Annotated in this window: 23 protein-coding genes; 15 read left to right on the forward strand and 8 right to left on the reverse strand. The window is 59.7% G+C overall.

All coding sequences use genetic code 11. From position 1 onward, the window contains the following. Positions 1–4: 4 nt before the first annotated feature. The 8 genes from ACZCWR_RS29045 (at position 5) to ACZCWR_RS29080 (ending at position 8,018) form a co-directional block, all read left to right on the forward strand. Positions 5–1,468: an FGGY family carbohydrate kinase gene (locus ACZCWR_RS29045; protein ID WP_487305120.1), complete on the forward strand. Its 1,464-nt coding sequence runs from the start codon at positions 5–7 to the stop codon at positions 1,466–1,468. 24 nt (positions 1,469–1,492) lie between these two features. Beyond that, on the forward strand, positions 1,493–2,287 hold the full coding sequence (locus tag ACZCWR_RS29050; protein WP_488876502.1) for an SDR family oxidoreductase: 795 nt from the start codon (positions 1,493–1,495) through the stop codon (positions 2,285–2,287). 282 nt (positions 2,288–2,569) lie between these two features. Continuing rightward, positions 2,570–2,830, forward strand: a complete 261-nt coding sequence (locus ACZCWR_RS29055; RefSeq protein ID WP_487305121.1) for a hypothetical protein — start codon at positions 2,570–2,572, stop codon at positions 2,828–2,830. 416 nt (positions 2,831–3,246) lie between these two features. Continuing rightward, positions 3,247–3,507, forward strand: coding sequence for a hypothetical protein (locus ACZCWR_RS29060; RefSeq protein WP_487305122.1), 261 nt, complete (start codon positions 3,247–3,249; stop codon positions 3,505–3,507). 42 nt (positions 3,508–3,549) lie between these two features. Beyond that, positions 3,550–3,810 (forward strand): hypothetical protein, encoded by a 261-nt coding sequence (locus tag ACZCWR_RS29065; protein WP_487305123.1) that lies wholly within the window; start codon positions 3,550–3,552, stop codon positions 3,808–3,810. Positions 3,811–3,849: 39 nt separating this feature from the next. Continuing rightward, positions 3,850–4,107: a hypothetical protein gene (locus ACZCWR_RS29070; RefSeq protein ID WP_487305124.1), complete on the forward strand. Its 258-nt coding sequence runs from the start codon at positions 3,850–3,852 to the stop codon at positions 4,105–4,107. 264 nt (positions 4,108–4,371) lie between these two features. Continuing rightward, the gene (locus ACZCWR_RS29075) at positions 4,372–6,441 is read left to right on the forward strand and encodes a TonB-dependent receptor (protein WP_487305125.1); all 2,070 of its coding nucleotides are present in this window, start codon (positions 4,372–4,374) and stop codon (positions 6,439–6,441) included. A gap of 227 nt (positions 6,442–6,668) precedes the next feature. Beyond that, positions 6,669–8,018, forward strand: a complete 1,350-nt coding sequence (locus tag ACZCWR_RS29080) for a reverse transcriptase family protein (RefSeq protein ID WP_487305126.1) — start codon at positions 6,669–6,671, stop codon at positions 8,016–8,018. Positions 8,019–8,021: 3 nt separating this feature from the next. On the opposite strand, the gene ACZCWR_RS29085 is transcribed toward ACZCWR_RS29080, so the two are convergent. Continuing rightward, on the reverse strand, positions 8,022–8,507 hold the full coding sequence (locus ACZCWR_RS29085) for a PaaI family thioesterase (protein ID WP_487305127.1): 486 nt from the start codon (positions 8,505–8,507) through the stop codon (positions 8,022–8,024). Between the two features lie 86 nt (positions 8,508–8,593). Here ACZCWR_RS29085 and ACZCWR_RS29090 point away from each other — a divergent pair, with 86 nt between their 5' ends. Beyond that, the gene (locus ACZCWR_RS29090; RefSeq protein ID WP_487305128.1) at positions 8,594–9,934 is read left to right on the forward strand and encodes an aminotransferase-like domain-containing protein; all 1,341 of its coding nucleotides are present in this window, start codon (positions 8,594–8,596) and stop codon (positions 9,932–9,934) included. 12 nt (positions 9,935–9,946) lie between these two features. On the opposite strand, the gene ACZCWR_RS29095 is transcribed toward ACZCWR_RS29090, so the two are convergent. Both ACZCWR_RS29095 and ACZCWR_RS29100 read right to left on the reverse strand, forming a co-directional pair. Beyond that, positions 9,947–11,023, reverse strand: a complete 1,077-nt coding sequence (locus tag ACZCWR_RS29095; RefSeq protein WP_487305129.1) for an alpha/beta fold hydrolase — start codon at positions 11,021–11,023, stop codon at positions 9,947–9,949. Between the two features lie 67 nt (positions 11,024–11,090). Beyond that, positions 11,091–11,957, reverse strand: coding sequence for a glucose 1-dehydrogenase (locus ACZCWR_RS29100; protein ID WP_487305130.1), 867 nt, complete (start codon positions 11,955–11,957; stop codon positions 11,091–11,093). Between the two features lie 475 nt (positions 11,958–12,432). Between ACZCWR_RS29100 and ACZCWR_RS29105 the strand changes: the two genes are divergently transcribed. After that, entirely contained in the window at positions 12,433–12,690 is a 258-nt protein-coding gene (locus tag ACZCWR_RS29105; RefSeq protein WP_487305131.1) for a hypothetical protein, read from the forward strand. Between the two features lie 48 nt (positions 12,691–12,738). On the opposite strand, the gene ACZCWR_RS29110 is transcribed toward ACZCWR_RS29105, so the two are convergent. The 3 genes from ACZCWR_RS29110 to ACZCWR_RS29120 all read right to left on the reverse strand — a co-directional run bounded on the left by ACZCWR_RS29110 (position 12,739) and on the right by ACZCWR_RS29120 (position 15,508). Further along, a complete protein-coding gene (locus tag ACZCWR_RS29110; RefSeq protein ID WP_487305132.1) occupies positions 12,739–14,310 on the reverse strand; it encodes a ribulokinase in 1,572 nt (523 codons plus the stop codon). A 12-nt stretch (positions 14,311–14,322) separates the two neighbouring features. After that, entirely contained in the window at positions 14,323–15,096 is a 774-nt protein-coding gene (locus ACZCWR_RS29115; protein ID WP_487305133.1) for an SDR family NAD(P)-dependent oxidoreductase, read from the reverse strand. A gap of 103 nt (positions 15,097–15,199) precedes the next feature. After that, the gene (locus ACZCWR_RS29120) at positions 15,200–15,508 is read right to left on the reverse strand and encodes a hypothetical protein (protein WP_488876503.1); all 309 of its coding nucleotides are present in this window, start codon (positions 15,506–15,508) and stop codon (positions 15,200–15,202) included. 80 nt (positions 15,509–15,588) lie between these two features. Between ACZCWR_RS29120 and ACZCWR_RS29125 the strand changes: the two genes are divergently transcribed. Beyond that, entirely contained in the window at positions 15,589–17,040 is a 1,452-nt protein-coding gene (locus ACZCWR_RS29125) for a SulP family inorganic anion transporter (RefSeq protein WP_487305135.1), read from the forward strand. Between the two features lie 44 nt (positions 17,041–17,084). Beyond that, positions 17,085–17,753, forward strand: a complete 669-nt coding sequence (locus ACZCWR_RS29130) for a hypothetical protein (protein ID WP_487305136.1) — start codon at positions 17,085–17,087, stop codon at positions 17,751–17,753. Here ACZCWR_RS29130 and ACZCWR_RS29135 read toward each other — a convergent pair. Then, positions 17,732–18,955: a DUF2252 domain-containing protein gene (locus tag ACZCWR_RS29135; protein ID WP_487305137.1), complete on the reverse strand. Its 1,224-nt coding sequence runs from the start codon at positions 18,953–18,955 to the stop codon at positions 17,732–17,734. The genes ACZCWR_RS29130 and ACZCWR_RS29135 overlap by 22 nt on opposite strands. Positions 18,956–19,092: 137 nt before the next feature. Next, entirely contained in the window at positions 19,093–19,902 is an 810-nt protein-coding gene (locus tag ACZCWR_RS29140; protein ID WP_488876504.1) for an IclR family transcriptional regulator, read from the reverse strand. A 171-nt stretch (positions 19,903–20,073) separates the two neighbouring features. Between ACZCWR_RS29140 and ACZCWR_RS29145 the strand changes: the two genes are divergently transcribed. Genes ACZCWR_RS29145 through ACZCWR_RS29155 form a run of 3 tightly spaced genes read left to right on the forward strand, consistent with a single transcriptional unit; the run spans position 20,074 to position 23,463 of the window. Then, on the forward strand, positions 20,074–21,144 hold the full coding sequence (locus tag ACZCWR_RS29145) for an ABC transporter ATP-binding protein (RefSeq protein WP_487305139.1): 1,071 nt from the start codon (positions 20,074–20,076) through the stop codon (positions 21,142–21,144). Positions 21,145–21,184: 40 nt separating this feature from the next. After that, a complete protein-coding gene (locus ACZCWR_RS29150) occupies positions 21,185–22,510 on the forward strand; it encodes an ABC transporter substrate-binding protein (protein WP_487305140.1) in 1,326 nt (441 codons plus the stop codon). 11 nt (positions 22,511–22,521) lie between these two features. Next, a complete protein-coding gene (locus tag ACZCWR_RS29155; protein WP_487305141.1) occupies positions 22,522–23,463 on the forward strand; it encodes a carbohydrate ABC transporter permease in 942 nt (313 codons plus the stop codon). The last annotated feature ends 39 nt before the right edge of the window (positions 23,464–23,502 follow it).

Genomic DNA, 23,502 nt, shown 5'->3' on the forward strand with positions numbered 1-23,502 from the left:
CCGCATGATGAACTATGTATTGTCGATCGATCAGGGCACGAGTGGCACCAAGGCGCTCGTGTTCGATAGCGAAGGACACGTTCATGCGCGCGGCTTCGCACCGGTGGCATGCACGACGCCGCGCACGGGCTTTGTGGAGCAGGATGCGGATGCGCTGTATGAGTCGGTGCTCAAGGCAGTGGCCGAATGTCTCGATGGCTTCAAAGGCGAGTTGGCCGGCGTGGGCATTTCGAATCAGCGCGAAACGGTTGTCTTATGGAATGCGAAAGGCGAGCCGATCGTCCCGGCGGTGTCGTGGCAATGTCAGCGTTCGCTCGGCATTTGCGAACGCCTCAAGCGCGATGGCCTCGCGCCACTGATTGCGCAGACGACCGGTTTGCTGATCGACCCGTATTTTTCAGGCACCAAACTCATTTGGCTCAATGAGAACGACGAGCGTGTGCGCTCGGCGGTCGCGGCCGGCGATGCTTACTTCGGCACGGTCGATAGCTGGCTTTTATATCGGCTGACGAAAGGCGCGGCGTATCGCACCGATTACACCAATGCATCGCGCACGATGCTCATGAATCTCGATGCGCTCGAATGGGATCGCAATCTAATCGAGACGTTCGGCCTTCAAGGATTGCGCTTGCCTGAGTTGCGGCCATCGGCATCGGAATTCGGTTCGACGGATTTCGATGGACTTTTGAATCGCCCGATACCCGTTCTTTCGATGATCGGCGATTCACATGCGGCAGCAGTCGGTGAAGGTTGTTTAAGCCCCGGCGTTGCCAAGGCAACGATGGGCACGGGCTCGTCTATTCTCATGAACGTAGGATCAAAGGCGCATGCGCCCGAGCATGGCCTCGTCTCCACGCTTTGCTTTGCCATGGACGAGCGCGTGGATTATGCGTTGGAAGGCATTGTCATCAGCGCGGGTTCAACGCCTGCATTTCTAAAGGAAAAGTTGAATTTATTCGATGATTTCGCCAAGGCCGAACAGGCATTCACTGAATACGACAATGGCGGCGTTTATCTGATTCCCGCGTTCTCGGGCATTGGTTGTCCGCACTGGAAATACCCCGGCGGCGCGCAGATCGTCGGATTGAATTTCTCCAATTCGTGGCAGCACGTGGCGCGCGCGGCGTATGAATCGATCGTCTATCAGATCAAGGATGTCATCACGGTCATGGAGCAAGTGGCCGATGTGCCGCTTGCCGAGTTGTATCTGGATGGCGGTTTAACGAAGCGGCCGTTTCTCTTGCAGTATTTGTCGGACACGTTGAATCGTCCGGTCAGCACGCTTGCTTTGAGTGAGATTTCAGCGGCGGGTGCGGCGGCGTTGGCGGCGTGCAAGGCGGGTTTCGTGATATCGCTCGATGCATGGCATGCGAAGCGTGAAGTCGCGCGACGGGTGGAGCCGGGCAGCGGTGTAGGCGTTGCCGCGGAGAATCACGCGCAATGGCTGCGCTGGATCGATCGTCTTTAATCTATTTCTTTTGGAGAATCCGACGTGGCTCAGGCATTGAAGCGGTTCGAGAACAAGGTCGTCGTGGTAACGGGTGGCAGTCGTGGCATTGGGCTGGGTATTGCGGAGCGATTCGCGCAGGAAGGCGCGAAGGTCTGTGTGACCGCCAATGAAAAAAGCGTGCATGATGCAGCCGCCCGTTTGCGCGATGCAGGCTTCGACGCGCTTTCCGTGGAAATGGATGTGACGAGCAAAGCGCAGGTCGTCGCCTTGTATGAAGAAGTCGCCGCCAAGCTCGGCGAAGTGGATGTGTCCGTTCAGAACGCGGGTGTCATCACCATTGCCAAGTTGCCGGAACTCACTGAAGACGAATGGGATAAGGTCATGGCCGTGAATACCAAAGGCGTATTCCTCTGCTGTCAGGAAGCGGCCACGCGCATGTTGCATGCGGGCAAGACGGGGCGGCTCATCAATACGGCATCGGGTCAGGCGCGGCAAGGTTTTGTCTATACGCCGCACTATGCGGCCAGCAAGTTCGGCGTGCTTGGCATCACTCAAAGTCTTGCGAAGGAACTTGCGCCGACGGGCATTACCGTGAATGCGTTTTGCCCCGGCATCATCACGACGGATATGTGGTCCTATAACGATGAAGCGTGGGGTAAGCTGCTCGGCGACTATAAGCCGGGCGAACTGATGGCGGAGTGGGTCGCGAACATTCCGATGAAACGCGCGGGCAATGGAAGCGATGTCGCGGGACTGGTGTCATTCCTGGCTTCCGAAGATGCCGCCTATATCACGGGCCAGACAATCAATGTCGATGGCGGGATGTTCATGTCTTGATGGTTCGATGAGAGAAACCTAAAGCCCGGCCCGTGTGGCCGGGCTTTTTTTGCGCTGACCTAAAAAAACAAACACTCGCTGACTGTTATGTTGGCTTGTTAAAGACAACCCAAATTTCATCGGCAACCTAAAAGTCGAGCCAAATAAAAATAATAACGAGTGAATTCATTGAGTTAATTCATTCTATCGGTAAGTGAATCGCTCGCTGGCACGCCCCTCGCGTGAGGTGGTGCGAGCGCAACGAATAACGCTCCAAACCCAACCCACCCAAGGAGATTCACCATGCTGACGATCACCAACCTCACCGCTTCCAAGGAACTCGACCGCGCTGAAATGGGCGCTATCAAGGGCGGCAACTCGTTCTTCTCGAACGCTGGCGTCAATGCCAACGCGCAAGTCGGCGGCGTGTCGTTCGGTTCCTCGCAATCGAACAATGCACCGGTCACGCAAATCGATGCCTCGCAACACACCAGTGTCGATGCCGTCACCGTCAACAAGACGCTTAACTCGCTCGGTAGCCTGATTATCGGCGCGAAGATGTAATGATGTCGAGAAGAGGGAAGGGAAGCGTGATCCCTTCCCTCTCCCATGCCCTTCACAAAAACGAGGTCAAGGGAGAGGTCCGCTCGATCCCGGCGGCTTCTGTATGGCGTAGTACGTTCCTTGAGCCCGGCCTTTGAAGCCGGGCTTTTTTTGTCTCAACAAAGCCATGCATTGAAGCTGTCCGCCATTCACAGACATTCACGTGCGGTTCGTTGGCGTACATCGAACTAAAGCCTGTTTATCCAGCATTCCTTAGTGTTGCAAAAATTGCCGCAGTAAAAAATATTCACGAGCAAAGTCATGGACTTAGTTTTTGAGCCGATCTTCTAGCCGCAACGCTGGCACAGCCCTCGCATAGAACCCTGCGAGCAAGCGCAAATGCTCAACCCAACCCAACACACTCAAGGAGAATCACCATGCTGAACGTCAAGAACATCGCCGAAGAAAAAGAACTCGACAAAGCCGAAATGAGCGAAATCCAGGGCGGTAACTCTGTCTTTTCGAACGCTGGCGTCAATGCCAACGCGCAACTCGGCGGTGTGTCGTTCGGCTCCGCGCAAACGAACAACGCAGGGGTCACGCAACTCGACGCCTCGCAACAGACGACAGTCGATGCCACCACCGTGAACAAGTCCATCGAGTCTATCGGCAGCGTGCTCGGCGGCGTCAAGATCTAGTCCTCACACTCACATACGCTATTTAACCCAAGGAGAACCAACATGCTGACTGTCAAAAACATCGCCGATGAGAAAGAACTCGACCAGGCCGAAATGAGCGCCATCGAGGGCGGCACGAGTATTTTTTCGAACGCCGCATTCAACGGCAACCTGCAAGCGGGTGGCGTGTCGGCCGGTTCTCCGCAAACGAATAACGCGGCAGTCACGCAGCTAGACGCGTCCCAGCATACGACCGTCGATGCGGTCACCGTGAACAAGTCGCTGGACGCGATCGGCAGCCTGATCGGCGGCACGAAGATCTGAGCGTTCGGACAACTACCATCGACAGGGAAGGGGTACGTCATGATCGATATCGCCAATATCCCCGCTGAAAAGGAACTCGATAGCGAGGAGATGAGCAACATTCAAGGCGGCATGGACATCTTTTCGAACGCCGGCAGGAATGCGAACGTGCAAAGCGGCGTGTCTTTCGCCAGTCCGCAGGTCAACGTCGCGCCGGTCACGCAGATCGATGCTTCGCAACACACGGACGTCGATGTCAAGAGCGTCACGAAGTCGGTCGATGCGCTCGGCAGCATGGTGTCCGGCATCAAGATTTAAGTTGGGTTGGGCCGAGGCGAAGGGGCAGCGCGTTCCTTCGCCTTTTTGTATTCGTCGACATTTCTCTTTCCCCCGATCTCTCCGCCATAAAAAACCCTCGCTCATTTTCATTACGTTTCTTTTCGAGATGATATAACATTGCATCCGCACATCGGAGGGATGCCATCGACGATGTGAAAGCGGACCTCGTTCGTCGTATCCACGCAACGATATAGTGTTGCGCGACGAGGTTCGAGGTCGAAGCCGAACACTCAAAAAATCATCATGAAAAAAGACCCGACCGGACGTGTCCAACGTCTATCGCCGCTTGCTCTGGCGTGCATGGCGTTTGCCGCGCACGCGCAGCAGCAGAGCGCCGCGCCTGCCGCGACAAGCACGCTTGCGCCCGTTTTCGTGACCGCGAATCCGCTTGGCGACAGCGATCTCATCTCGCCCGCGACCTCACTTTACGGCGATGCGCTGACCCGTCGCCAGACTAATTCGCTAGGCGAGACGCTCAACGGCCTGCCCGGCGTGTCGACGACGACATACGGTCCGATGGTCGGCCGCCCCATCATCCGCGGCATGGATGGCGACCGCATTCGTCTCCTGCAAAACGGCGTGGCCGCCTGGGATGCGTCGTCGCTTTCGTACGACCACGCGGTCCCGCAGGAGCCGCTCACGGTCGAGCGCGTGGAGATCGTGCGCGGACCGGCGGCCTTGCTGTACGGCGGCAACGCGATCGGCGGCGTGGTCAACACGATCGACAACCGCATCCCGCGCGAGCCGATCAAAGGTGTCGATGGCGCCGTCGATACGAGCTATGGCGGCGCCAACAATGCCCGCGCAGGCGAAGCGATGGTCGAAGGCGGCAACGGCCAGTTCGCCTTTCACGTCGATGCTTTCGACCGCGAAACCAGCAAGGAACGCATACCGGGCTTCGCGCACTCGGACCGTCAGCGCGCGCTCGATGGGCCGGATGCCGACGAAGCCTACGGCAGCATCCCGAACAGCGACGGGCGCTGGCACGGCGGCGCGGTCGGCGGCGCATACACATGGGCCGATGGCTACGCGGGCCTGTCCTACAACGGTTACGAAGCGAACTACGGGTCGGTAGCCGAGGACGATGTGCGTCTGCGCATGCATCAGGATCATGTGGCGTTTGCATCCGAAGTGCGCAATCTGAGCGGTCCGTTCACGCAATTGAAATTCGATTTCGGCTATACCGATTACGAGCACAGGGAGATCGACGACGGCGTGACCGGCACCACGTTCCGCAATCACGGCTATGAAGCGCGTGTCGAAGCGCGGCATCGCAAAATCGGACCGTTCGAAGGCGCGATAGGCGTGCAGGTCAGCCAGAACACGTTCTCCGCGCTCGGCGACGAAGCGCTCGTTCCGACCACGCAAACGACCAACGTCGCGCTATTCGGTCTCGAAGAATGGAACGTCACGGATGCGTTCAAGCTGAGCGCAGGCGCACGTTACGAGCACGTCAGACAAGACCCGACCGCTGCCGGCGACGACAAGTTCGCGAGCGCCACCACACGCGATTTCAACGCGTTCAGTGCATCGCTCGGTGCGCTCTACAAGCTGACGCCGGTGTGGTCGGTAGCGGGCGATGTCGCCTATACGGAGCGCGCGCCTGCGCTTTACGAGCTGTTCGCCAACGGTCCGCACGATGCAACGGGCCAATACCTAATCGGCAATCCCGACGCGCAGAAAGAAAAAGCCGTTTCCGCCGACTTGTCCTTGCGATTCGCTAGTGGTCCGAACAAAGGCAGCCTCGGTGCTTTCTACAGCCGTTTCCGCAACTATCTGACTGAGTTCAACACAGGGCGTCTGGTCAACGACGACGACGAAGTCGTGCCGCAAGGCACCGACGATGCATTGAACGAAGCCGTCTATCGCGGCGTGCGCGCGGAGTTCTACGGCATCGAGTTCGACAGCAAATGGCGCGTGTACGAGCACGGCGCGCATCAGGTCGATGTCTCGCTCGTCGGCGATTACACGCATGCGCGAAACATGGACACCGGTCAGCCGCTGCCGCGCATCTCGCCTTTGCGTGCGACGCTTGCTGTCGATTACGGCTATGGGCCGTTCGGCGCGCGCGCGGAAATGGAACACGCGTGGGGCCAGCATCGTGTGCCCGAGGATGACTTGCCGACCGCGAGCTACACGAAGCTCGGCGTCATGTTCACGTATAAATTCCATGTTGGCGAAACGCGCTGGCTCGCTTATGTGCGCGGCGACAACCTGACGAATCAGGACATTCGCTATGCGAGTTCGGTGGTCCGCGATATTGCGCCGGAAGGCGGCCGCAGCGTCATGGTCGGTCTACGCACGACGTTCTAGCGTGGTCTTCGGCCTTGACAACGGCGACGGCAAGCGTCTATCGTGCACGCGCGGAGCGGTGGGTCAAGCACACTTCGGGAACAGGAAGTCGATGAACCCGGACCACGGGGTTACCCCGTGGATGACTCGCAATCTGCATGACGCCGCAAGAGCCACGTTGCGCTGTGCGCAAACCCGCTCTCGCAGAACCGGCACGTTGATTCATCGCTCCGCTTTTAACCCTGGTCATGCGTTTAGGTCTTAATCAAACCGCCATCACGATTGCTGACGCCATGCTCGCCGGTGAGCCGGAAACAGCGGGCATCGTGGCGCGCATGGCGGCTACGCTCGGCGAACAGGCTTCGTGGCTGAACGATGCCGCGCAACTGGCGCTTGAACACTTCGGCGAGCGTTGGGAAGAAACACAGGCCGATGAGCTTGTTCCGGTCATCGCGGAAATGCCTGCGTTCGTGTCTGCGTGGAGAAGCGAGCATCCGCCTGTGGTCACGCGTATCGTCGTGCGCGCGGCGCGACAGGAAGCACCGCCCAAGCCACTGGCGCACGTGGCGCTTCCACATTTACCGACGCTCGCCGATCTCGCGGACTGGCTCGAACTCACGCCCGGCGATCTCGGCTGGATGGCGAATCGCTGGCGGGTAGAGGCGCGCGAAGCGTCCTCGCGCGTGCATCATTATGCTTATCGTGCATGTGAGAAGCGTGACGGGCGCTTTCGTTTGATCGAGCGTCCGAAGCCTTTGTTACGCGTGGCGCAGCACAAGATTCTGCACGGCTTGCTCGGACACGTGCCACCGCACGAAGCCGCGCATGGCTTTAGAAAGGGGAGAAACATCGTCTCCTTCGCCGCGCCGCATGCAGGCAAGCCGTGGGTGATTCGTCTCGATCTTTCGGACTTCTTTGTATCCGTCACGGCCGCGCGGGTTCATGCGTTGTTTCGCGCGCTCGGGTATCCGCTCGCAGTCACGCAAGCCTTGTGCGCGCTCGTGACCAATCGCGTGCCGAGTGCGATCCTCAATTCCGCCGAACTCAAGGACATATTCGACTGGCTGGAGAAGCAAGCCCTCAGGACGCGGCATCTGCCGCAAGGAGCATCGACATCGCCGGCACTCGCGAACCTGTGTGCGTTTCGGCTCGATGTGCGTCTTGCCGCGCTCGCACGCTCCATGAATGCGACTTACACGCGCTATGCCGATGACCTCGCGTTTTCCGGCGGCGATGCCTTGTCCGGTGCATGCGCGCGTTTGCCGGTCAGGGTTCACGCGATCGCCATCGAAGAAGGATTCTCGGTGCAGCCGCGCAAGACGCGCTTCATGCCGCAAGGCGTGCGGCAGCGGCTCGCGGGTGTCGTCGTGAACCGGCATCCGAACTTCGCGCGTGATGAGTTCGACACGCTCAAGGCCATTCTTACCAACTGTGTGAGGCACGGGCCCGAATCGCAAAACAGGCTTGGGCAAGCGGATTTTCGTGCCTCGCTGCGCGGACGTGTCGCGCATGCAACGATGCTCAATTCCGCGCGCGGCGCCAGGCTCATGGCCATTTTCGAGCGCATTGACTGGAACACGAACGATGTCGATCTATAGCGTTCAGCGTCCTTCGGCATGAGCCCCGCGTAGCGTCATCACCGCGCTTGCGACGCTCGCGACGAGCTTGCCATCCTCGCGCTCGATATCGCATTGGTAGTGGCTGATCGTGCGTCCACGATGCGTGGCCCACGCACGCGCACGCAAGCGCGCCTGCCACACCGGCCGAAGAAACGTCGCCTTCAGATCGATGCTGGTGAACGTCTCGCCCTGATCCATGCGCGTGGAATGCGCGGTGCCGATGGCCGCATCGGCCAGTTCGCACAGCATGCCGCCATGCACCGTGCCTTGCTGATTGCCGTGGAGCCTTGCATCCGCGTTCAGTTCGATGGTGGCCGTGCCGTCGCCAATCTCCACGATGCGAAAGCCCAGCAGGCCGGAAATCGCCGTGGGATACGACATATGCGTTGCGTCGCCGGGCAGCAGGCGGCCTTCGAGCTCGCGTTGCAGAAATTCAAGCACGGATAAGCGCGCTGTGTCGCGTTTCATGTCGTCGTATTCCCGGTGATTGCTTTCGAATGAGAGCGTAGTCCCGTAGACTAGTACGATCAAGAAATTGTCCTAGGTACGCCGCCATGTCCGTTTCTCCGGTTTCCCTTGTCACGGAACAAATCGCCGCCGATATCCGCAGCGGCAAGCTCGCGCCCGGCGCGTCGCTGCCCACGCATCGGCAACTGGCTGCGCGGCACGGCGTGGCGATCGCATCGGCCAGCAAGGTGTATGCGCAATTGAAATCGATGGGCCTCGTGATCGGCGAAACCGGACGCGGCACTTTCGTGCGTGAACGGCCACAGGAACGCGAATGGGACAGCAACGACGAAAGCCGGTTGAATGCGGGCGCCATCGACCTGTCGTTCAATCACCCCTCCTTGCCGGGTCAGGCGGACCTGTTGCGCGCGATGCTGCGCGATCTCGCGGCGTCGGGCGATCTCGCCGCGCTGTTGCATCAGCAGCCACCGGGCGGCAGACGGCATGAACGGCGCATCGTGGCGGACTTTCTGGCGAAGCAGCGCGGCGTGCGCGCCGATCCCGCGCATGTGTTCCTCGTCAACGGCAGTCAGCAAGGTCTGGATATCGCCGTGCGCGCCTTGCTTGCGCCTCACGATGCCGTTGCCGTCGACGCCTTGACCTATCCCGGCTTCAAGATGCTCGCGGACCTCCAGCGCCTTGCCTTGCGGTCCGTTCCCGCTCTCGACGACGGCCCCGATCTGAACGCGCTGGACTCATGTTGCCGCCGTCACGGCATTCGTGCGATCTACACCATGCCGAGCATGCACAATCCCATGGGCTGGGTGCTGACGGAACGGCAACGCCATCGGCTCGTGGAGATCGCGCGCCGTCACGATTGTCTGTTGTTCGAAGATGCGTCCTATGCTTATCTCGCCGGTCGCGCGCCGCCCGCGTTGATCACGCTCGCGCCTGAGCGAACGGTCTACGTTTCAAGTCTTTCCAAGAGCCTCGCGAGCGGATTGCGCTTTGGCTATATCGTCGTCCCGGAGCATCTCGCAAGCCGTATCAAGGCGGCGATCCGCGCGAGTTTCTGGAGCCTGCCCGGCATCGTGACGGCGATCGCCACGCGCTGGATGGCCGACGGCACAGCCGCGCGCCACGAAACGCTGTTGCGTCGCGAGGCGCGCCGGCGTCAAACCATTGCGCGCGCCGTATTCTCGGGAATGCAAACGATCGCGCATCCGGCGTCGCTGTTCGTCTGGCTCAAACTGCCTGAAGACCTGCGCGCCGACAGAATAGCGACCGCGCTGGCCAATCGAGGCATCGCGGTATCCAAGGCGGAAGCGTACGCCACGACGAAACATGTGCCGCGCGCGTTGCGTCTCGGCCTGAGTTCGGTGCCGATAGACCAACTCAAGGACGTATTGATGCAAACGCGCGAAACCATCGAGCGGTTTCCGATCTGAGCGCGCCACATTTCACGGCTTGTCCGTTTCCTTCATGAATTCCGCGAGACGTGTCGCGTAGAACGCGGCGTTGCCGGTCGTACCGTGACCGCGCGTGTTCGCGCTCGCGGGAATGAGATACAGACTGCCTTGCTTCACCTTCATGAGCGCGTTGGTCATGGTGCCGGTTTCGGGCGGGTTGCGTTCGTCGTCGGCGGAATTGATGGCAAGCAATGGCGCGTCGATCTTGCCGAGCGCGGGCTCGGGATTGTAATCGGCGGATGAATCCCATTGATAGACGAAATCGTTCGCATCGCTGACGATCGGCGCGGCGAGCAAATCGTCGACAAGCTTGTCGGCTTTCGCGTGGGTGGGCGCCAGCGCCTGATAGCCGAGCGTGCCGCCGCTGGTCGCGATTGAGAACATCGCGTTGGCAAGTTGCAGCGAGGGCGGCTGCACGGTGTAATTGCCGTGATCGTAGGCCGGATCGCGACGGATCGATTCGACCAGCATGCGCCGCATCATCCAGTTGCGCGCGGACATTTCGGTGGGCTGCGAGGCCATTGGCACGAGCGCGTCCATCATGCCGGGATAGCGTTCGCCCCACAGCCATGTCTGCATGCCACCCATCGAATTGCCGATGACAAGCCGCACATGGGAGATTTTCATGCCCTCGGTGAGCAGCCGGTATTGCGCGAGCACGAGATCGTCGTAATCGTAGTGCGGGAAGTTGGCGCGCAGACCATCGGAAGGCCTGGTCGATTCGCCCACGCCGATACCATCCGGAATCACGATGTAATAGCGGCGCGCATCGAGCGGCTGGCCCGGGCCGAACAGCTTGCCCGCGAAGGCCGCCGAAAGCATGGTCTTGGCGGTCTGATTGGTGCCGTGCAGCACCAGGACGACAGGAAGCGACGGATCGCCAATGCTCACGTAATGCAGCCGCACGTTCTCGAGCGTGCGTCCGGTGTGAAAGGTGAAGCTCGGCGCGGTCCAGTCGCCGTCGCGCGGGGCGGGATCGCTTTGGGCGAAGGCATTGATGGACGCGCAGCAGGCTAATGCGCCGAGCGTGAGATGCAGTAAACAGCGGCGGGCGAACGAATGCGTCATGCGTGGCGCTCCTGACTGGCGGGTGGATCCGCGCTATTTTAAAAGCGTCAGCGAGCGCCCGCTGCGTTCAGATGATCGGCTTTCCACCCGTGACCGCAATGGTCGCACCGGAGATGTAACTGGCCTCGTCCGACGCCAGCAACACATAAGCGCCCGCCAGCTCCGCAGGTTGTCCGGGCCGCTTCATCGGCACTTGCGAGCCGAAGTTCTTCACGCTGTCGGGTGGCATGGTCGAAGGAATCAGCGGCGTCCAGATCGGGCCGGGCGCCACGCAATTCACGCGTATGCCGCGTTCGGCCAGCAATTGCGCGAGGCCGCCGGTGAAGTTCTGAATCGCACCCTTGGTGCTGGCGTACGCGATCAGTCCGGGGTTCGGCGCGTCTGCATTCACCGAGGTGGTGTTGATGATCGCGCCGCCCGCTTTCATATGCGCGAGCGCCGCCTTGGTGATGCGAAACATCGCGCCAATGTTCGTCGAATAGGTCTTGTCCCACTCGTCGTCGCTGATGTCTTCTAGCTTGTCATAGGTTGCCTGATAGGCCGCGTTGTTCACTAACACGTCGATGCGTCCGAACGTTTCCGCAGTCGTCGCGACGAGTGCCTTGCAATGGTCGCGGTCGGTCACGTCGCCGGGCAAAAGCAGCGCGCGCCGGCCGGCCTTTTCGACCCATCGCGCGGTGTCTTTCGCGTCCTCGTGCTCATCGAGATAGGCGATGGCGACATCCGCGCCTTCGCGCGCGTAGGCAATCGCCACCGCGCGTCCGATGCCGCTGTCCGCACCTGTCACGAGCGCCACCTTGCCAGCAAGCCTGCCGTTTCCTTTGTACGTGGATTCGCCGTGATCGGGCTGCGGCTGCATCGGCGCGGTCAGGCCGGGACGACGATCCTGCTGTTGCTCCGGCAAGGGGGGGCGAGGGTAGTCGGTTTGAGTCATGCTGAATCTCCGGTGGGTTTTACAAGGGCTTTCAGCATGGGATGTTCCAGGGGTTGGCCCTCGCATGGCGCAAGATGTTCAGAAAAAGATCTCGCCAAAAGGGCTTCGAATGCGGCAATAGTCTTCTGTCAACCAAGCGGAATCAAACTGTAATCGACTAAAGTCTCCCCTCCAAAGGATGAGCGTTATCCCCGCGAATCGAGGCTAATTCATTTTTGGGCACGTTCTATCGTTCTAATCGTGCCGGGCGCGTTCATTAATCGATTCGAGGCTCAAAACAAAAAAGCGTTTGGCACGCACGCGGACGTCACCTCACCAATCGAGACCGCCGGGACAGCTTCAACCCCGAAAGCGGACGCGCATCTGTTGTGATTTTCTAGCCAATCGGGAGCGACCGGGACGATCAGCATGACTGATCGTCTTTGAGTGGAAAAGGTCGTTACCGCTTTCATTGTGGGTAACAAGGAGATTGGAAATGTCTACGAAACTGCTCATGGCCGCAATCGTCGCCACGTTCTCGTTCGGCGCGGCGCAAGCACAGGACGCGCCGATAAACGACGCACAAACGACCGCTCAAAGCCAGACCAATGCAATATCTTCCTCGACCGACGACACGGCCTACGGTGGCACGCGCGCAAAAGGAGACTCGGGATCGATGTCGGTGACGGGGCGGCCTCGTCTACAGGATTGCGTCGGGCCTGTGTCTTTCTGCGATATCTATAAAGGACAATAAGCGAACGGAAGGCGCCGGCTTTTTGCTTCGCGGAGCAGCCGGCGCTTATCAAGACCGCATTTGCGCGAGCTTCCCCAATCGATGCATGGTTTCGCGCACGCGCTTCTGGCTCGTCATCGCGGTGTATTCTTCGAACAGCACGTCGTAGATCGCCGAGGCTTCGCCTTGCGGTTGGCATGCGGCAAACCGCTGCGCGCCGAATCGCGACGCACCTTCCGCGAAACTCCCGACCGTTCCCGCCGCGACGGCGCCGTGAATTGCCGCGCCCACCGCCGTGCTGTGTTCTATGTCGGGCACTTCGACCGTCGTGCCGAGCACATCTGCCATGAGTTGCACGAGGAAGCGGTTGTTCTTCGTGAGACCGCTGGCAAGAATCGTTCGCTCGATGGGAATATCAGCATGCCTGAACAATTCGACGATTGTCCTCGCGCCGTAGCAAATCGATTCGAGCAACGCTCGGTAGATTTCATCCGGCGAGGACGTCACTCTCAGGCCGAGTATCGCGCCGCTCAGTAGCGGGTCCGAAAGCGGCGCACGGCATCCGCTCCACCAATCGAGCGCGAGCAGTCCTGATTGTCCGGGTGCAAGCGCAGCGGCCGCCGCGTTGTAGGCGCGGAAGTTTTCGTCCTTGTCTTGCGAGATCGGCGCGAGTTTGGCAAACCAGGCGAGGACATCGCCGAAGCCCGCCTGACCCGCCTCGTAACACCACACGTCCGGAAGCGCCGCATCTTTGGCGACGCCTTCGATACCGCCAGGAAGTTGGCGTTCCTCATCATCGAGCAGCATCCAGACGGCGGATGTGCCCAGCGAGCCGACGAGCGTTCCTGCTTCGACCGCGCCGAGCGCGGGAAGAATGACGTGCGAGTCGATCACCGCGACCGCGACGGCAGGATTGCCGACGATACCGGTTTCCCGCTGCCATTCGGAACTTAAACGCCCACCTGACGTACCGACGATGTCCGGCGGCGCAAGACGTTGCGAAAGATCGCCAACACTGAATTGCGGATAGCCATCATCTTCCGTGTAATGCGCCTTGAATCGAGCCATGTCGGAGCTACGGCTTTCTTGTCCCGTCAGTTGCCACACGAGCCAGTCGCCCGCTTCGATAAAGCGCGCCGTATCTGCCCATAGCGCAGGTGCTTCCGCTGCCATTTGCGCCGCTTTAGCGGGCAACCATTCCGCAGACGTCTTGCCACCGAACTTATTCAGAAACGCGCCGCCCGCCTCATTGATAGCATCGGCCCACGGCTGAGCCGAATGATGTTTCCAGAGCTTGACGTACGCATGCGGCTCGTTCGGATAGCGCGTCGAAAGCGGCGTGGCGTCGGCGGTGACGGGCATCGGCGTGCTTGCAGTGAACCCAATGCCGATGCCCTCGACCTGCTTGTCGCGCGCGAGCTTCGACAGAATGAGCCGCGCGCATTCCAGATAGTCAGCCGCATCCTGAAGCGCCCAGCCGTAGGGCAGGGCGCATCCTGTGGAAAGCGCAGATGTCATCGTTCCATGGCGATACATAACGGAATGCGCCGCGCAGACTTGGCCGGATACGATATCGATCAACACGCCTCGCGCCGATTCCGTTCCATAGTCCAGCCCGATCAAATAGCGGGAGCTTGTCATGAGTTCGCCTGATTACCAGATGGTGTAGCCCGCATCGGTCAGCAGAATGGCACCGGTCACAGCACTGGCCGCGTCAGATGCGAGAAACATGATGGCGCTGGCCACTTCCTCCGGTTCGATCATGCGGCGCATGGGCGTGTTGTCCATCCACGGCTTGAAGAAGCGTTCGTCCTTGGCGGTGACATTGGACATGGGCGTATTGACGTAGGTCGGCGCCACGCAATTCACGCGTACGTTTCGCTCGGCCCATTCGCCAGCCAGCGACTTCGTCAGATGATGCACCGCTGCCTTCGACGCGTTGTAGTGAACTTGCCGCTGCAGCTTGTTCGAAATGACACCCGACATGGAGCCGACCGTGACGATAGAACCTGTCCGGCGTTCGAGCATGTAGCGGCCAAAAGCGCGGCACGTCCAGAACGTCCCGTTCAGATTCGTGTCGATGACCTTGAGCCATGCATCGTTCGGCATGTCTTCGGCGGCGGTATCGGGCCATGCGATTCCGGCATTCGCAATGAGCGTGTCGATGCGGTTTTCACCGGCATTGAATTGCGCCGCGACGGCGTTGCATCGTTCGGGATCGGTGATATCGAGCGTGACACCCTCGGCCGTGATGCCTTGTTCGCGCAGCCGCTCGACAGCATCGGCCAAAGCTTGTTCCGTCAGGTCCGAGAGAAAGATTTTCGCCCCGGCTTGACCGAGCGCAAGCGCGGCTTCGAAGCCGATACCGCGACTGCCGCCCGTGATGAATACGCCTTTACCTGCCCAATTGTCGTCGCTTGCCGCCATCGAATACTCCGTGTCATTGAGAGAGTGAGTCCTGACGCTTCGAGAGCATTATAAAAAATAGTCTCGTGGACTTGTTCGATGGCGACACACTTCTTATTTATTGTTATTGAGTCTGCTGCTCCGGTTGCCCTTGCCGTGCGGCCTGATTTTGCGCCTGTTGGTCTTGCGCGTGCGCGGCATCTTCCTTCGCTTTCTTGTTCGCCATATGGCGTCCAACGACACATCCGCCCGCCGCACCGAGCACTGCGTGACCGTTGCCGACGAAATGCCCCGCAACGCCGCCTGCTGCTGCGCCTTTAAGACATCCTGCAGCATTGGCTTGCCCGGCTGCCACGAATAAGACGGACGCGATCAATACGATTTTCTTTGAGTTCATTTTTATGCCCTTTTGGAAAGTCTGTGCCTTGCGCACGTTTCGTTCCTGCCAACGAACGTCGGCGTTTCACCATACTGTTAAAATTCGCGCTTCATCGCTTTAGCACCGACGCCTTCATGAACAACGACACGCCCACGGCATGGATGCGCGAGATTCTCGCGGGCATCGTCACCAGTCTCGCCTTGATTCCCGAAGTCATCTCTTTCGCGTTTGTATCCGGCGTGGAGCCGCGCTCGGCTTTGTTTGCATCGGTGGTGCTGTTGGTCGTCACCTCGTTGTTCGGAGGCCGCCCGGCCATGGTCACCGCGGCCGCCGGTTCGGTCGCGCTCGTTGTCGGACCCATGGCACATGCGCATGGCACGGGCTATATCCTGCCCGCGGTATTGCTCGGTGCGCTCATTCAGGTTGCGTTCGGTCTGCTCGGGCTGGCGCGCATCGTGCGATTCATTCCGCGTTCGGTGATGCTCGGGTTCGTCAACGCGCTCGGCATTTTGATCTTCTGGGCGCAGGTGCCGCATCTCATCGGCCAGCCGCCTGTCGTGTATGTGCTCTTTGCCGTGACGCTCGCGATCGTGCTGATCGGCCCACGCATCACGCGTGCGGTGCCTGCGCCGCTCGTGGCCATCGTCGTGACGACGCTGATCGCGGTGATGTTGCATTGGGCCGTGCCGACCGTGGGCGGTAATCATCCGATGTCGGCGGATTTGCCCGGCTTGACCGCGTGGACCGTTCCATTCGATTTGAGCACCGTGAAGATCGTCTGGCAGACGGCGGTGTCCATCGCGTTCGTCGGTTTGCTCGAGACCTTGCTCACCGCCAAGCTGGTGGACGAGATGACCGAAACGCATTCGAGCAAGACGCGCGAATCGTGGGCGCTGGGGCTGGCCAATCTCGGTGCGGGTTTCTTCGGCGGAATCGCCGGATGCGCGATGATCGGGCAAACCGTGGTGAACGTGAACATCGGCGGCGCACGCACGCGCGTGTCCACGCTTGCGGCGGCGGCCACGCTTCTTTTGCTCATCACCGAGCTCAGTCAGATCATGTCGCGTATTCCCATGGTCGCGCTCGCCGGCGTAATGATGATCGTCGCCATCAAAACGGTGGACTGGCACAGCGTCCATCCGGCCACGCTGCGCCGCATGCCGTTGATGGAGACATCGGTCATGCTTTTGTCTGTCATCCTGACTGTTTATACGGGCAATCTGGCGGTGGGCGTGGCGGGCGGCGTGCTGCTCGCGACCGTTCTCTTCGCGCGACGCGTGGCGCATGTCATTCGCACGGTCCGCACGCTTTCCGACGATGGCCAGAGCGTGCATTATGAAGTGCATGGGCCGGTTTTCTTCGGCAGCAGCAACGATCTGGTCGAGCAGTTCGAATACGCGATCGATCCGCGCACGGTCGTCATCGACTTCACGAAGTCGCAGGTCTGGGATGCATCGTCGGTGGCCGCGCTGGATTCGATCGAACTCAAATACCGGCAGCATGCGGCTGACGTGACGATTGTCGGACTCGACGAACGCAGTCACGCGTTTCATGCGCGTTTGAGTGGCAAACTCAATGTCGGTTAAACGGTGCAGAATAAAGCTGGACACAACATGTCGCGGAGCGCGCAATGAACAAAGGAAAGACCAAGCTGACCCGTCAGGACGCCGAGCGGCTTTTCGAAGGCTTACCGGCGTCAACGTCACGTGCTTCTTCGAGCCGCGCGGAAAACCCCTTCGGCGATGCACCTTCCACCACGCCCAAACACGCCCCCTTCGCCCAGGACGACGAAGCGAAGCTATGGAAGGACAATCTCATCACGCTGCCCAAGGCGTTCGAGTTGCCTTCTGCATATGCATCGGTGGAACGTTTGCGGGAAGCGTTGGTCAGGGCATGGCGCGTCAAATGGATCAGAGAAACCGGCTCGGAAATCGTCACCGAGTTTCCCGAAGGCTGGACGGCCGTTCGCCCCGCGAGCGGTCCTATTCAATTGCGCGATCCGTCCGGCGTGGTCCGCGCCATGTATGGCTGGGCGAAGGACGCCGAAGTCAGAATCCTGCCGCGTTACATGCTCGAACCGCAGGCGAACAGTTCGAGCGGGCTTGGCAGCGTGCTCGTGCGTGATCGCGGCAACGGCCAGATTCTGGAACGTTCGTCGAACTGGTCGGCCAACACGGGCACGAATCATCCCGACTGGGGGCGGCTCTCGACGTGGCTGAATGCGCGCTATCCCGATCATCGCGATCCGCTGCGGTATTGGGACGATTGCGAAGCCAATCAGGCCGCATCCAGCGCGTAACGGCGGCAATGTTCGAGATAGCCGATCTCATGCGCGCCCGCCAGTTCGACAATGCTGTTCCAGAGCCACAGCGGCGCATCCATCGATTTGGTCTTGTTGCGGCGAAGTTCGGCCACCCAGTCGCGCCGCGCGTCGCTGTCCATCTGGCGGGCGTGCGCGTGGCCGACAACTGCCGCCAGGAAGCGCGCGACATCCATCGCCTCGCTTTGGCCGATCTCTTCAATATCCAGCTTCAAATCCTGCGGAAGCAATTCGCGGATGACCACCGACTTGCCCCGCAGTCGCGCCGCGCGCATGCGTTCACCCAGATGCGGCGACAAATGCCGCGCGCCTTCCACGACGCGCTCCGCGTTGTCTCTCGGCATGGCCGCTTTCGCGTAACGCGGTGCGGCCGCCGTCACGCCTTCCTTGATGTCGATCAGGCACAGATCGTCGCCTTCGACCACGCCGCCGTCTACATCGAGCAGGACCGCATAGCGCAGGCGTCCCAGCGAACTGCAACCTTTGACCCAGTACGCCGCATCCAGCACGCTGACTTCGCCGGTATCCGGCCGGCCGCGCAGACTCGTTGCGAGTTGGGCGAGGGACTCGCGCTCGAATAGCGATTGAATTTCGTCGCGCTCGGCTTTATCGATCGGCCAGAAGCGCTTGCCGAACGGGATGGTCGGCTGTGTATCCGCGAGGCGTTCGACCGCCAGATGCTTCCATGAACGCCGTACCGCCTCGCGCATGACGACGCGTACCACCGCCGGACGTTTATCCAGGGTCTTGCGTGCGCGGCCTTTTTCGAAGGCCTGAATATAGCCATCGAACAGTGCCTCGATCATGTTGATCGTGGTGACGCCGGATAGTGCAGAGCCGCGCGCCGCCGTCGTCAGCGACAGCCCCAAGCGAATGAGATCGTGCGCGGGATTGCCGATCACGGTCTGATCGAGATCGCGAATCTGAATTTCGATTTCCCCGCTGGCATTCGCCACCGGACCGAGATTGCCCGTATGACAGTCGCCGCAAATCCAGATGCCCGGTCCCTGAGGGAGCCGCTTGATTTCGGCGTCATCCAGCCATTCATAGAACTTGAGCGTGTTGCCTCGCACATAAGCGTGAACGGAACGCGCCATCTTGGCGTTGCGTTTCTCGTTGAGTATGGCTTCACGACGGGACAAAGCGGGAAAGCGTGGCGTGCGGGCGGTTATTTTAGGCATTGGCTTCTTTCTTATATGCATTGGAAAAGTGCGCCGTTCGCGACTCGACGGCTTTTCTCCCTTAGCAGGATTGATGCCTTTCCATTCAATAACAAATGCCTTACATATTCAAAGCAATCTGCCTTAGACCAGAAAACTCAGCATGACGAAGTTTCGACTTCCCAATACACGTTAAGCCCCAAAAGCGTAGTGAGTTCCGCGGCCGCTTTCTGCATCCGCTCGCCGACTTCCGCGATATCCGGCGTCGGCGCATTGTCGATACGTTCCAGATAAGGCGTGGTGATGGTCGCAATCGCATGACCGCTGCGTCCAAACACGGGATACGCGAGATTCTTCACGCCTCGCGCCTGCCGGCTTGCCATGCGTGCGAAACCGCGCCGACGAATCTGTTCGAGTTCACGAGTCAGCCGATCTTCGTCGGGCGATGGTTCGCCTTCCACGAGCACATGTTGCTCGACCATCTTTCTGCGAGTCTCGTCTTCCTGAAACGCAAGCAGCACGAGCCCGGAAGCCGTGTCCGTCAGACCGATCGACGTGCCGACTTTGAGCGAAAAACTCCATCGTTCAGGGCTTTCCACCGCGACGATGATCAGCACGCGCCCGCCCTGATACACGCACATGTGAAAAGACTGCGAGACCTCGCCGGCAAGTTGCGTCATCAAGGGCAACGCGGTGGAAGCCAGCGAGCGCACCGGCTGATGACGATGCGCAAGCTGGAACAGAAGCAGCGAAAGCACATACCGGTCGCCCACCGCGCGCAGATAACCGCGAGTTTCGAGCGTCACGACCATGCGAAAGATTTCGGCTGTCGTGCGGCCCAGTTGCTTGCTCAATTCGCCGAGCGTCAACCCTTGCGCGTGCTCCGACAGCATTTCGATGATGTCCAGTCCCTTTTCGAGCGCCGGCGCGGAATAGTCAGGCTTGTTCGCTTTCAACATGATTTCCATTGATCGATGGCCGTGGCGAAATGCACGTCATCCGCGACATTCTAGGGCTTCTTCAGCATGTTTCCGCAGGCTTGCCCGACAAATGAGGACTTAGGGAAAGCCCCATCAATATTTCATGTATAAAAAGCGATTTCGTATCTAAAATGCGAGCATAAACCGGAGACGCAAGACATGGCGGAAGTCGCGTTCGAGCAGGTACGCAAATCTTTCGGCACGCAGCACGTGCTCAAGCAGATTGATCTGACTGTTGCCGATGGCGAATTCCTCGTGCTGGTAGGCCCGAGCGGTTGCGGTAAGTCCACGCTGCTGCGCGCGCTCGCGGGCCTCGAAGGCGTAACGCGCGGGCGTATTTTGATCGACGGGCAAGTCGTCAATGCCTTGCCGCCGAAAGATCGCGACATCGCGATGGTGTTTCAGAACTACGCGCTCTATCCGCACATGAACGTGCTGGAAAACCTGACGTTCGCACTCAAGCTGCGCAATCTGGGCGCGCACGAAATCGACACCCGCGCGCGGGATGCAGCGGCCATTCTCGGGCTGGAAAGCCTGCTGGACCGTTATCCGCGCCATCTGTCGGGTGGCCAGCGGCAGCGCGTGGCGATGGGCCGCGCAATCGTCCGCAATCCTAAGGTGTTTTTATTCGACGAACCGCTTTCCAATCTCGACGCCAAGCTGCGCGTGCAGATGCGTGCCGAAATCAAGGCCTTGCATCAACGTCTGCGTGCCACGACGGTTTATGTCACGCACGATCAGATCGAGGCGATGACCATGGCCGATCGAATCGTCGTGCTCAATGGCGGCGTGATTCAGCAGGTCGGACCGCCGCTCGATCTCTATGACGAACCGGACAATGTATTCGTTGCGAGTTTCATTGGATCGCCATCGATGAATCTTATTCCGGGACGCTATGAACGCGGTGCGTCGGCCTCGGTGCGCGCGGGCGATTTGCGTCTGCCCGCGCCTGCGGTTGAAGCCGAGAACGGACAAGCCGTGTTGTTTGGCGTGCGGCCCGAACATCTCACGCTCGCGGATGAAAACGCCGAGGGCGCGTTTCCTTTCGCCATTGAAGTCGTGGAACCGACCGGCGCATCGACAGAGTTGTTCGGCAGCATCGGCGGTCAACGCTGCTGCGTGATGCTCAATGAACGCGTGTCCTTGCAGCCGAACAGCGTCGTGTCGCTTCATGCCATGCCCGGCCGCGTCATGATTTTCGATGAGCAAAGCGGGCGGCGTCTGCACTGACCCGACAAGACATAAGCCAAAGCCAAACAGGAGACGCCTCGTGCGCTACAGGAATATCGTCAGGCTGATTGGATCGACGCTTGCCGTGGCGGGTGCCATTGCATGCACCGTTGCGACGGCGCAGCAGCCGCAAGGCCAGTTCAACGGCTACACCTTGCGCGTGAAACTCATAGGCGGCGTGATGTACGAGCCGCTCTATGCACGCATTCCGCTGTGGGAAAAGCAGACCGGCGCGAAAGTCGAGATTGTGTCGCGCAAGAGTCATTTCGAGCTGGATCGAGAGTTGAAGCAGGATATCGCGTCGGGCCATATCGACTATTGCGTGTCGTCGAATCATACGAATTTCATGGCGCAATATTCGATCTTCCGCGACATGAAGTCATTGTTTCCCGCCAGCACGCTTGCGGCGTTTTCTCCGGCGCTCATCAAGCAGGCCACGCTCAAAGGGCAATTGCTGGTGATTCCGCGTTCGACCGATATCGAAGCGCTCTACTACAACAAGACCGCTTACGCCGATCCCGCGAATCAGACCGCCTATCAGAAGCAATTCGGCAAGCCACTCGCGCCGCCCGCGAATGTCGATGAATACGCGCAGCAAGCGAAGTTCTTCACGAAAGCGCCGAATTTCTATGGTGCGCAATTTCCCGGCAAGGACGAAGCACTGACCGGCACGTTCTATTCGCTGCTGGTCGCAAACGGCGGCCAGATGTTCGACGCGAAGATGAAACCCGCCTTCAATTCGCCCGCAGGCGTGAAGACGCTCGATTGGTTCGTGAATCTCTATAAGGCCGGCGCGGTGCCCAAAGGCGTGCCCAACTATGTATGGGACGATCTCGGCAACAACTTCGCCGCAGGCAAGGTCGCACTCGACATGGACTGGCCCGGCTTCGCATCCTTCTATAACGATGCCAAGAGTTCGAAGGTCGCGGGCAACGTCGGCGTTGTGCGCGCACCGGCGGGTGCTGCGGGCAAGCATCCGGGATGGTCTGGCTCGCACGGTTTCTCGATCACCAAGGCATGCGAGCGTCCGGAAGTTGCGGCGAGCTTCATCGAATTTCTGACGAGCCGTGATTCGCAGATGGTCGAAGCACGGCTCGGCACCATTCCGTCGCGCACGGACGCGCAGCAAGCCGCCATGCAGGAGTTCAAGGCACAAAACAATACTTTCATGGCAGATGCCATCGCCGTGTTCAGCGCCGCAGCCCGGAACGATTCCTTTGCACCGCCCCAGCTTGCGCAGTGGAACGAGGTGTCGAACGCGCTATGGCCTGAGTTGCAGAAGGCGATCATCGGCGACAAGTCATCGAAGCAGGCGCTCGACGATGCCGCGAAGCATGTAAGCGACATCATGGAAGACAGCCAGTAACGGGAGCGTTAATGCAGTCGGAATCGCGAACCTTGCCGCATGCATCGCTGGACCTGAAGCCGACGCGCGAGCGTATTCCGCTCGTCGTCAGATTGCTGCTGCCGGCGTGTTTGTCGGTGGCGCTGGTCGTGGTGTTGCCTTTGCTGTTCTCGCTGTACACGAGTTTCACGACCTATAGGCTGACCGAACCGGAGACCATCTGGCATTTCATCGGTGTCCGTAATTATGTGCGCGCGTTGAGCAATGCAGACTTCTGGGCCGCGTTCGGGCGCACCGTGCTGTTTCTCACCATCGCGCTGAATCTCGAACTGTTGCTGGGTCTGGGCATTGCGCTGCTGCTCGTGCAAGTCACGCGCGGCCAGCGCATCTTGCGCACCATCATGATGTTCCCGATGATGTTTTCGCCGATTCTCGTCGGCTTTCAGTTCAAGTTCATGCTGAGCGACAGCACGGGACTCGTCAACAACGTGCTGCAAAGCGTGTTCGGCGTGAAGACCGCGATACCTTTTCTCGTCAACGGAAAGCTGGCGTTCATGTCGTTGCTGGCGGCGGAAATATGGAATTCCACGCCCGTTTTCGCGGTCATTCTGCTTGCCGGACTCATGGCGATTCCGCAAGATCCCATCGAAGCGTCAAAGGTGGATGGCTGCAACGCGTGGCAGACGTTCCGCTATGTCACGCTGCCGTTCCTCATGCCCTTCATCTATATCTCGATGACCATTCGTTCGCTCGACGTGGGCCGCGCCTACGACATCGTGCGCATCATGACGAACGGCGGTCCGGGTGGCCGCACCGAGTTGTTGTGGACGATGGTCGGCCGCATTGGTTACGACGATGCACGGATGGGCTATGCGAACGCGATCGGTTATGTGTCGGTGCTGGTGTCGATCTTCTTCACGCTGTATTTCTTCCGAAAACTCAATGCCGCACGCCGGCACATGGCGCAGGTCTGACATGCACATTGCTCTATCCGACGACCCGAAACCCGGTGC

This window comes from Caballeronia sp. A2-2 (assembly GCF_057612605.2).

Coding starts and splice junctions, on each gene's coding strand:
- ACZCWR_RS29090 (WP_487305128.1), top strand. CDS start 8,594: ATGTCCGTTTCTCCGGTTTCCCTTGTCACGGAACAAATCGCCGCCGAT.
- ACZCWR_RS29125 (WP_487305135.1), top strand. CDS start 15,589: ATGAACAACGACACGCCCACGGCATGGATGCGCGAGATTCTCGCGGGC.
- ACZCWR_RS29080 (WP_487305126.1), top strand. CDS start 6,669: ATGCGTTTAGGTCTTAATCAAACCGCCATCACGATTGCTGACGCCATG.
- ACZCWR_RS29075 (WP_487305125.1), top strand. CDS start 4,372: ATGAAAAAAGACCCGACCGGACGTGTCCAACGTCTATCGCCGCTTGCT.
- ACZCWR_RS29115 (WP_487305133.1), bottom strand. CDS start 15,096: ATGGCGGCAAGCGACGACAATTGGGCAGGTAAAGGCGTATTCATCACG.
- ACZCWR_RS29105 (WP_487305131.1), top strand. CDS start 12,433: ATGTCTACGAAACTGCTCATGGCCGCAATCGTCGCCACGTTCTCGTTC.
- ACZCWR_RS29110 (WP_487305132.1), bottom strand. CDS start 14,310: ATGACAAGCTCCCGCTATTTGATCGGGCTGGACTATGGAACGGAATCG.
- ACZCWR_RS29065 (WP_487305123.1), top strand. CDS start 3,550: ATGCTGACTGTCAAAAACATCGCCGATGAGAAAGAACTCGACCAGGCC.
- ACZCWR_RS29155 (WP_487305141.1), top strand. CDS start 22,522: ATGCAGTCGGAATCGCGAACCTTGCCGCATGCATCGCTGGACCTGAAG.
- ACZCWR_RS29135 (WP_487305137.1), bottom strand. CDS start 18,955: ATGCCTAAAATAACCGCCCGCACGCCACGCTTTCCCGCTTTGTCCCGT.
- ACZCWR_RS29085 (WP_487305127.1), bottom strand. CDS start 8,507: ATGAAACGCGACACAGCGCGCTTATCCGTGCTTGAATTTCTGCAACGC.
- ACZCWR_RS29095 (WP_487305129.1), bottom strand. CDS start 11,023: ATGACGCATTCGTTCGCCCGCCGCTGTTTACTGCATCTCACGCTCGGC.
- ACZCWR_RS29055 (WP_487305121.1), top strand. CDS start 2,570: ATGCTGACGATCACCAACCTCACCGCTTCCAAGGAACTCGACCGCGCT.
- ACZCWR_RS29130 (WP_487305136.1), top strand. CDS start 17,085: ATGAACAAAGGAAAGACCAAGCTGACCCGTCAGGACGCCGAGCGGCTT.
- ACZCWR_RS29145 (WP_487305139.1), top strand. CDS start 20,074: ATGGCGGAAGTCGCGTTCGAGCAGGTACGCAAATCTTTCGGCACGCAG.
- ACZCWR_RS29140 (WP_488876504.1), bottom strand. CDS start 19,902: ATGGAAATCATGTTGAAAGCGAACAAGCCTGACTATTCCGCGCCGGCG.
- ACZCWR_RS29100 (WP_487305130.1), bottom strand. CDS start 11,957: ATGACTCAAACCGACTACCCTCGCCCCCCCTTGCCGGAGCAACAGCAG.
- ACZCWR_RS29070 (WP_487305124.1), top strand. CDS start 3,850: ATGATCGATATCGCCAATATCCCCGCTGAAAAGGAACTCGATAGCGAG.
- ACZCWR_RS29060 (WP_487305122.1), top strand. CDS start 3,247: ATGCTGAACGTCAAGAACATCGCCGAAGAAAAAGAACTCGACAAAGCC.
- ACZCWR_RS29045 (WP_487305120.1), top strand. CDS start 5: ATGATGAACTATGTATTGTCGATCGATCAGGGCACGAGTGGCACCAAG.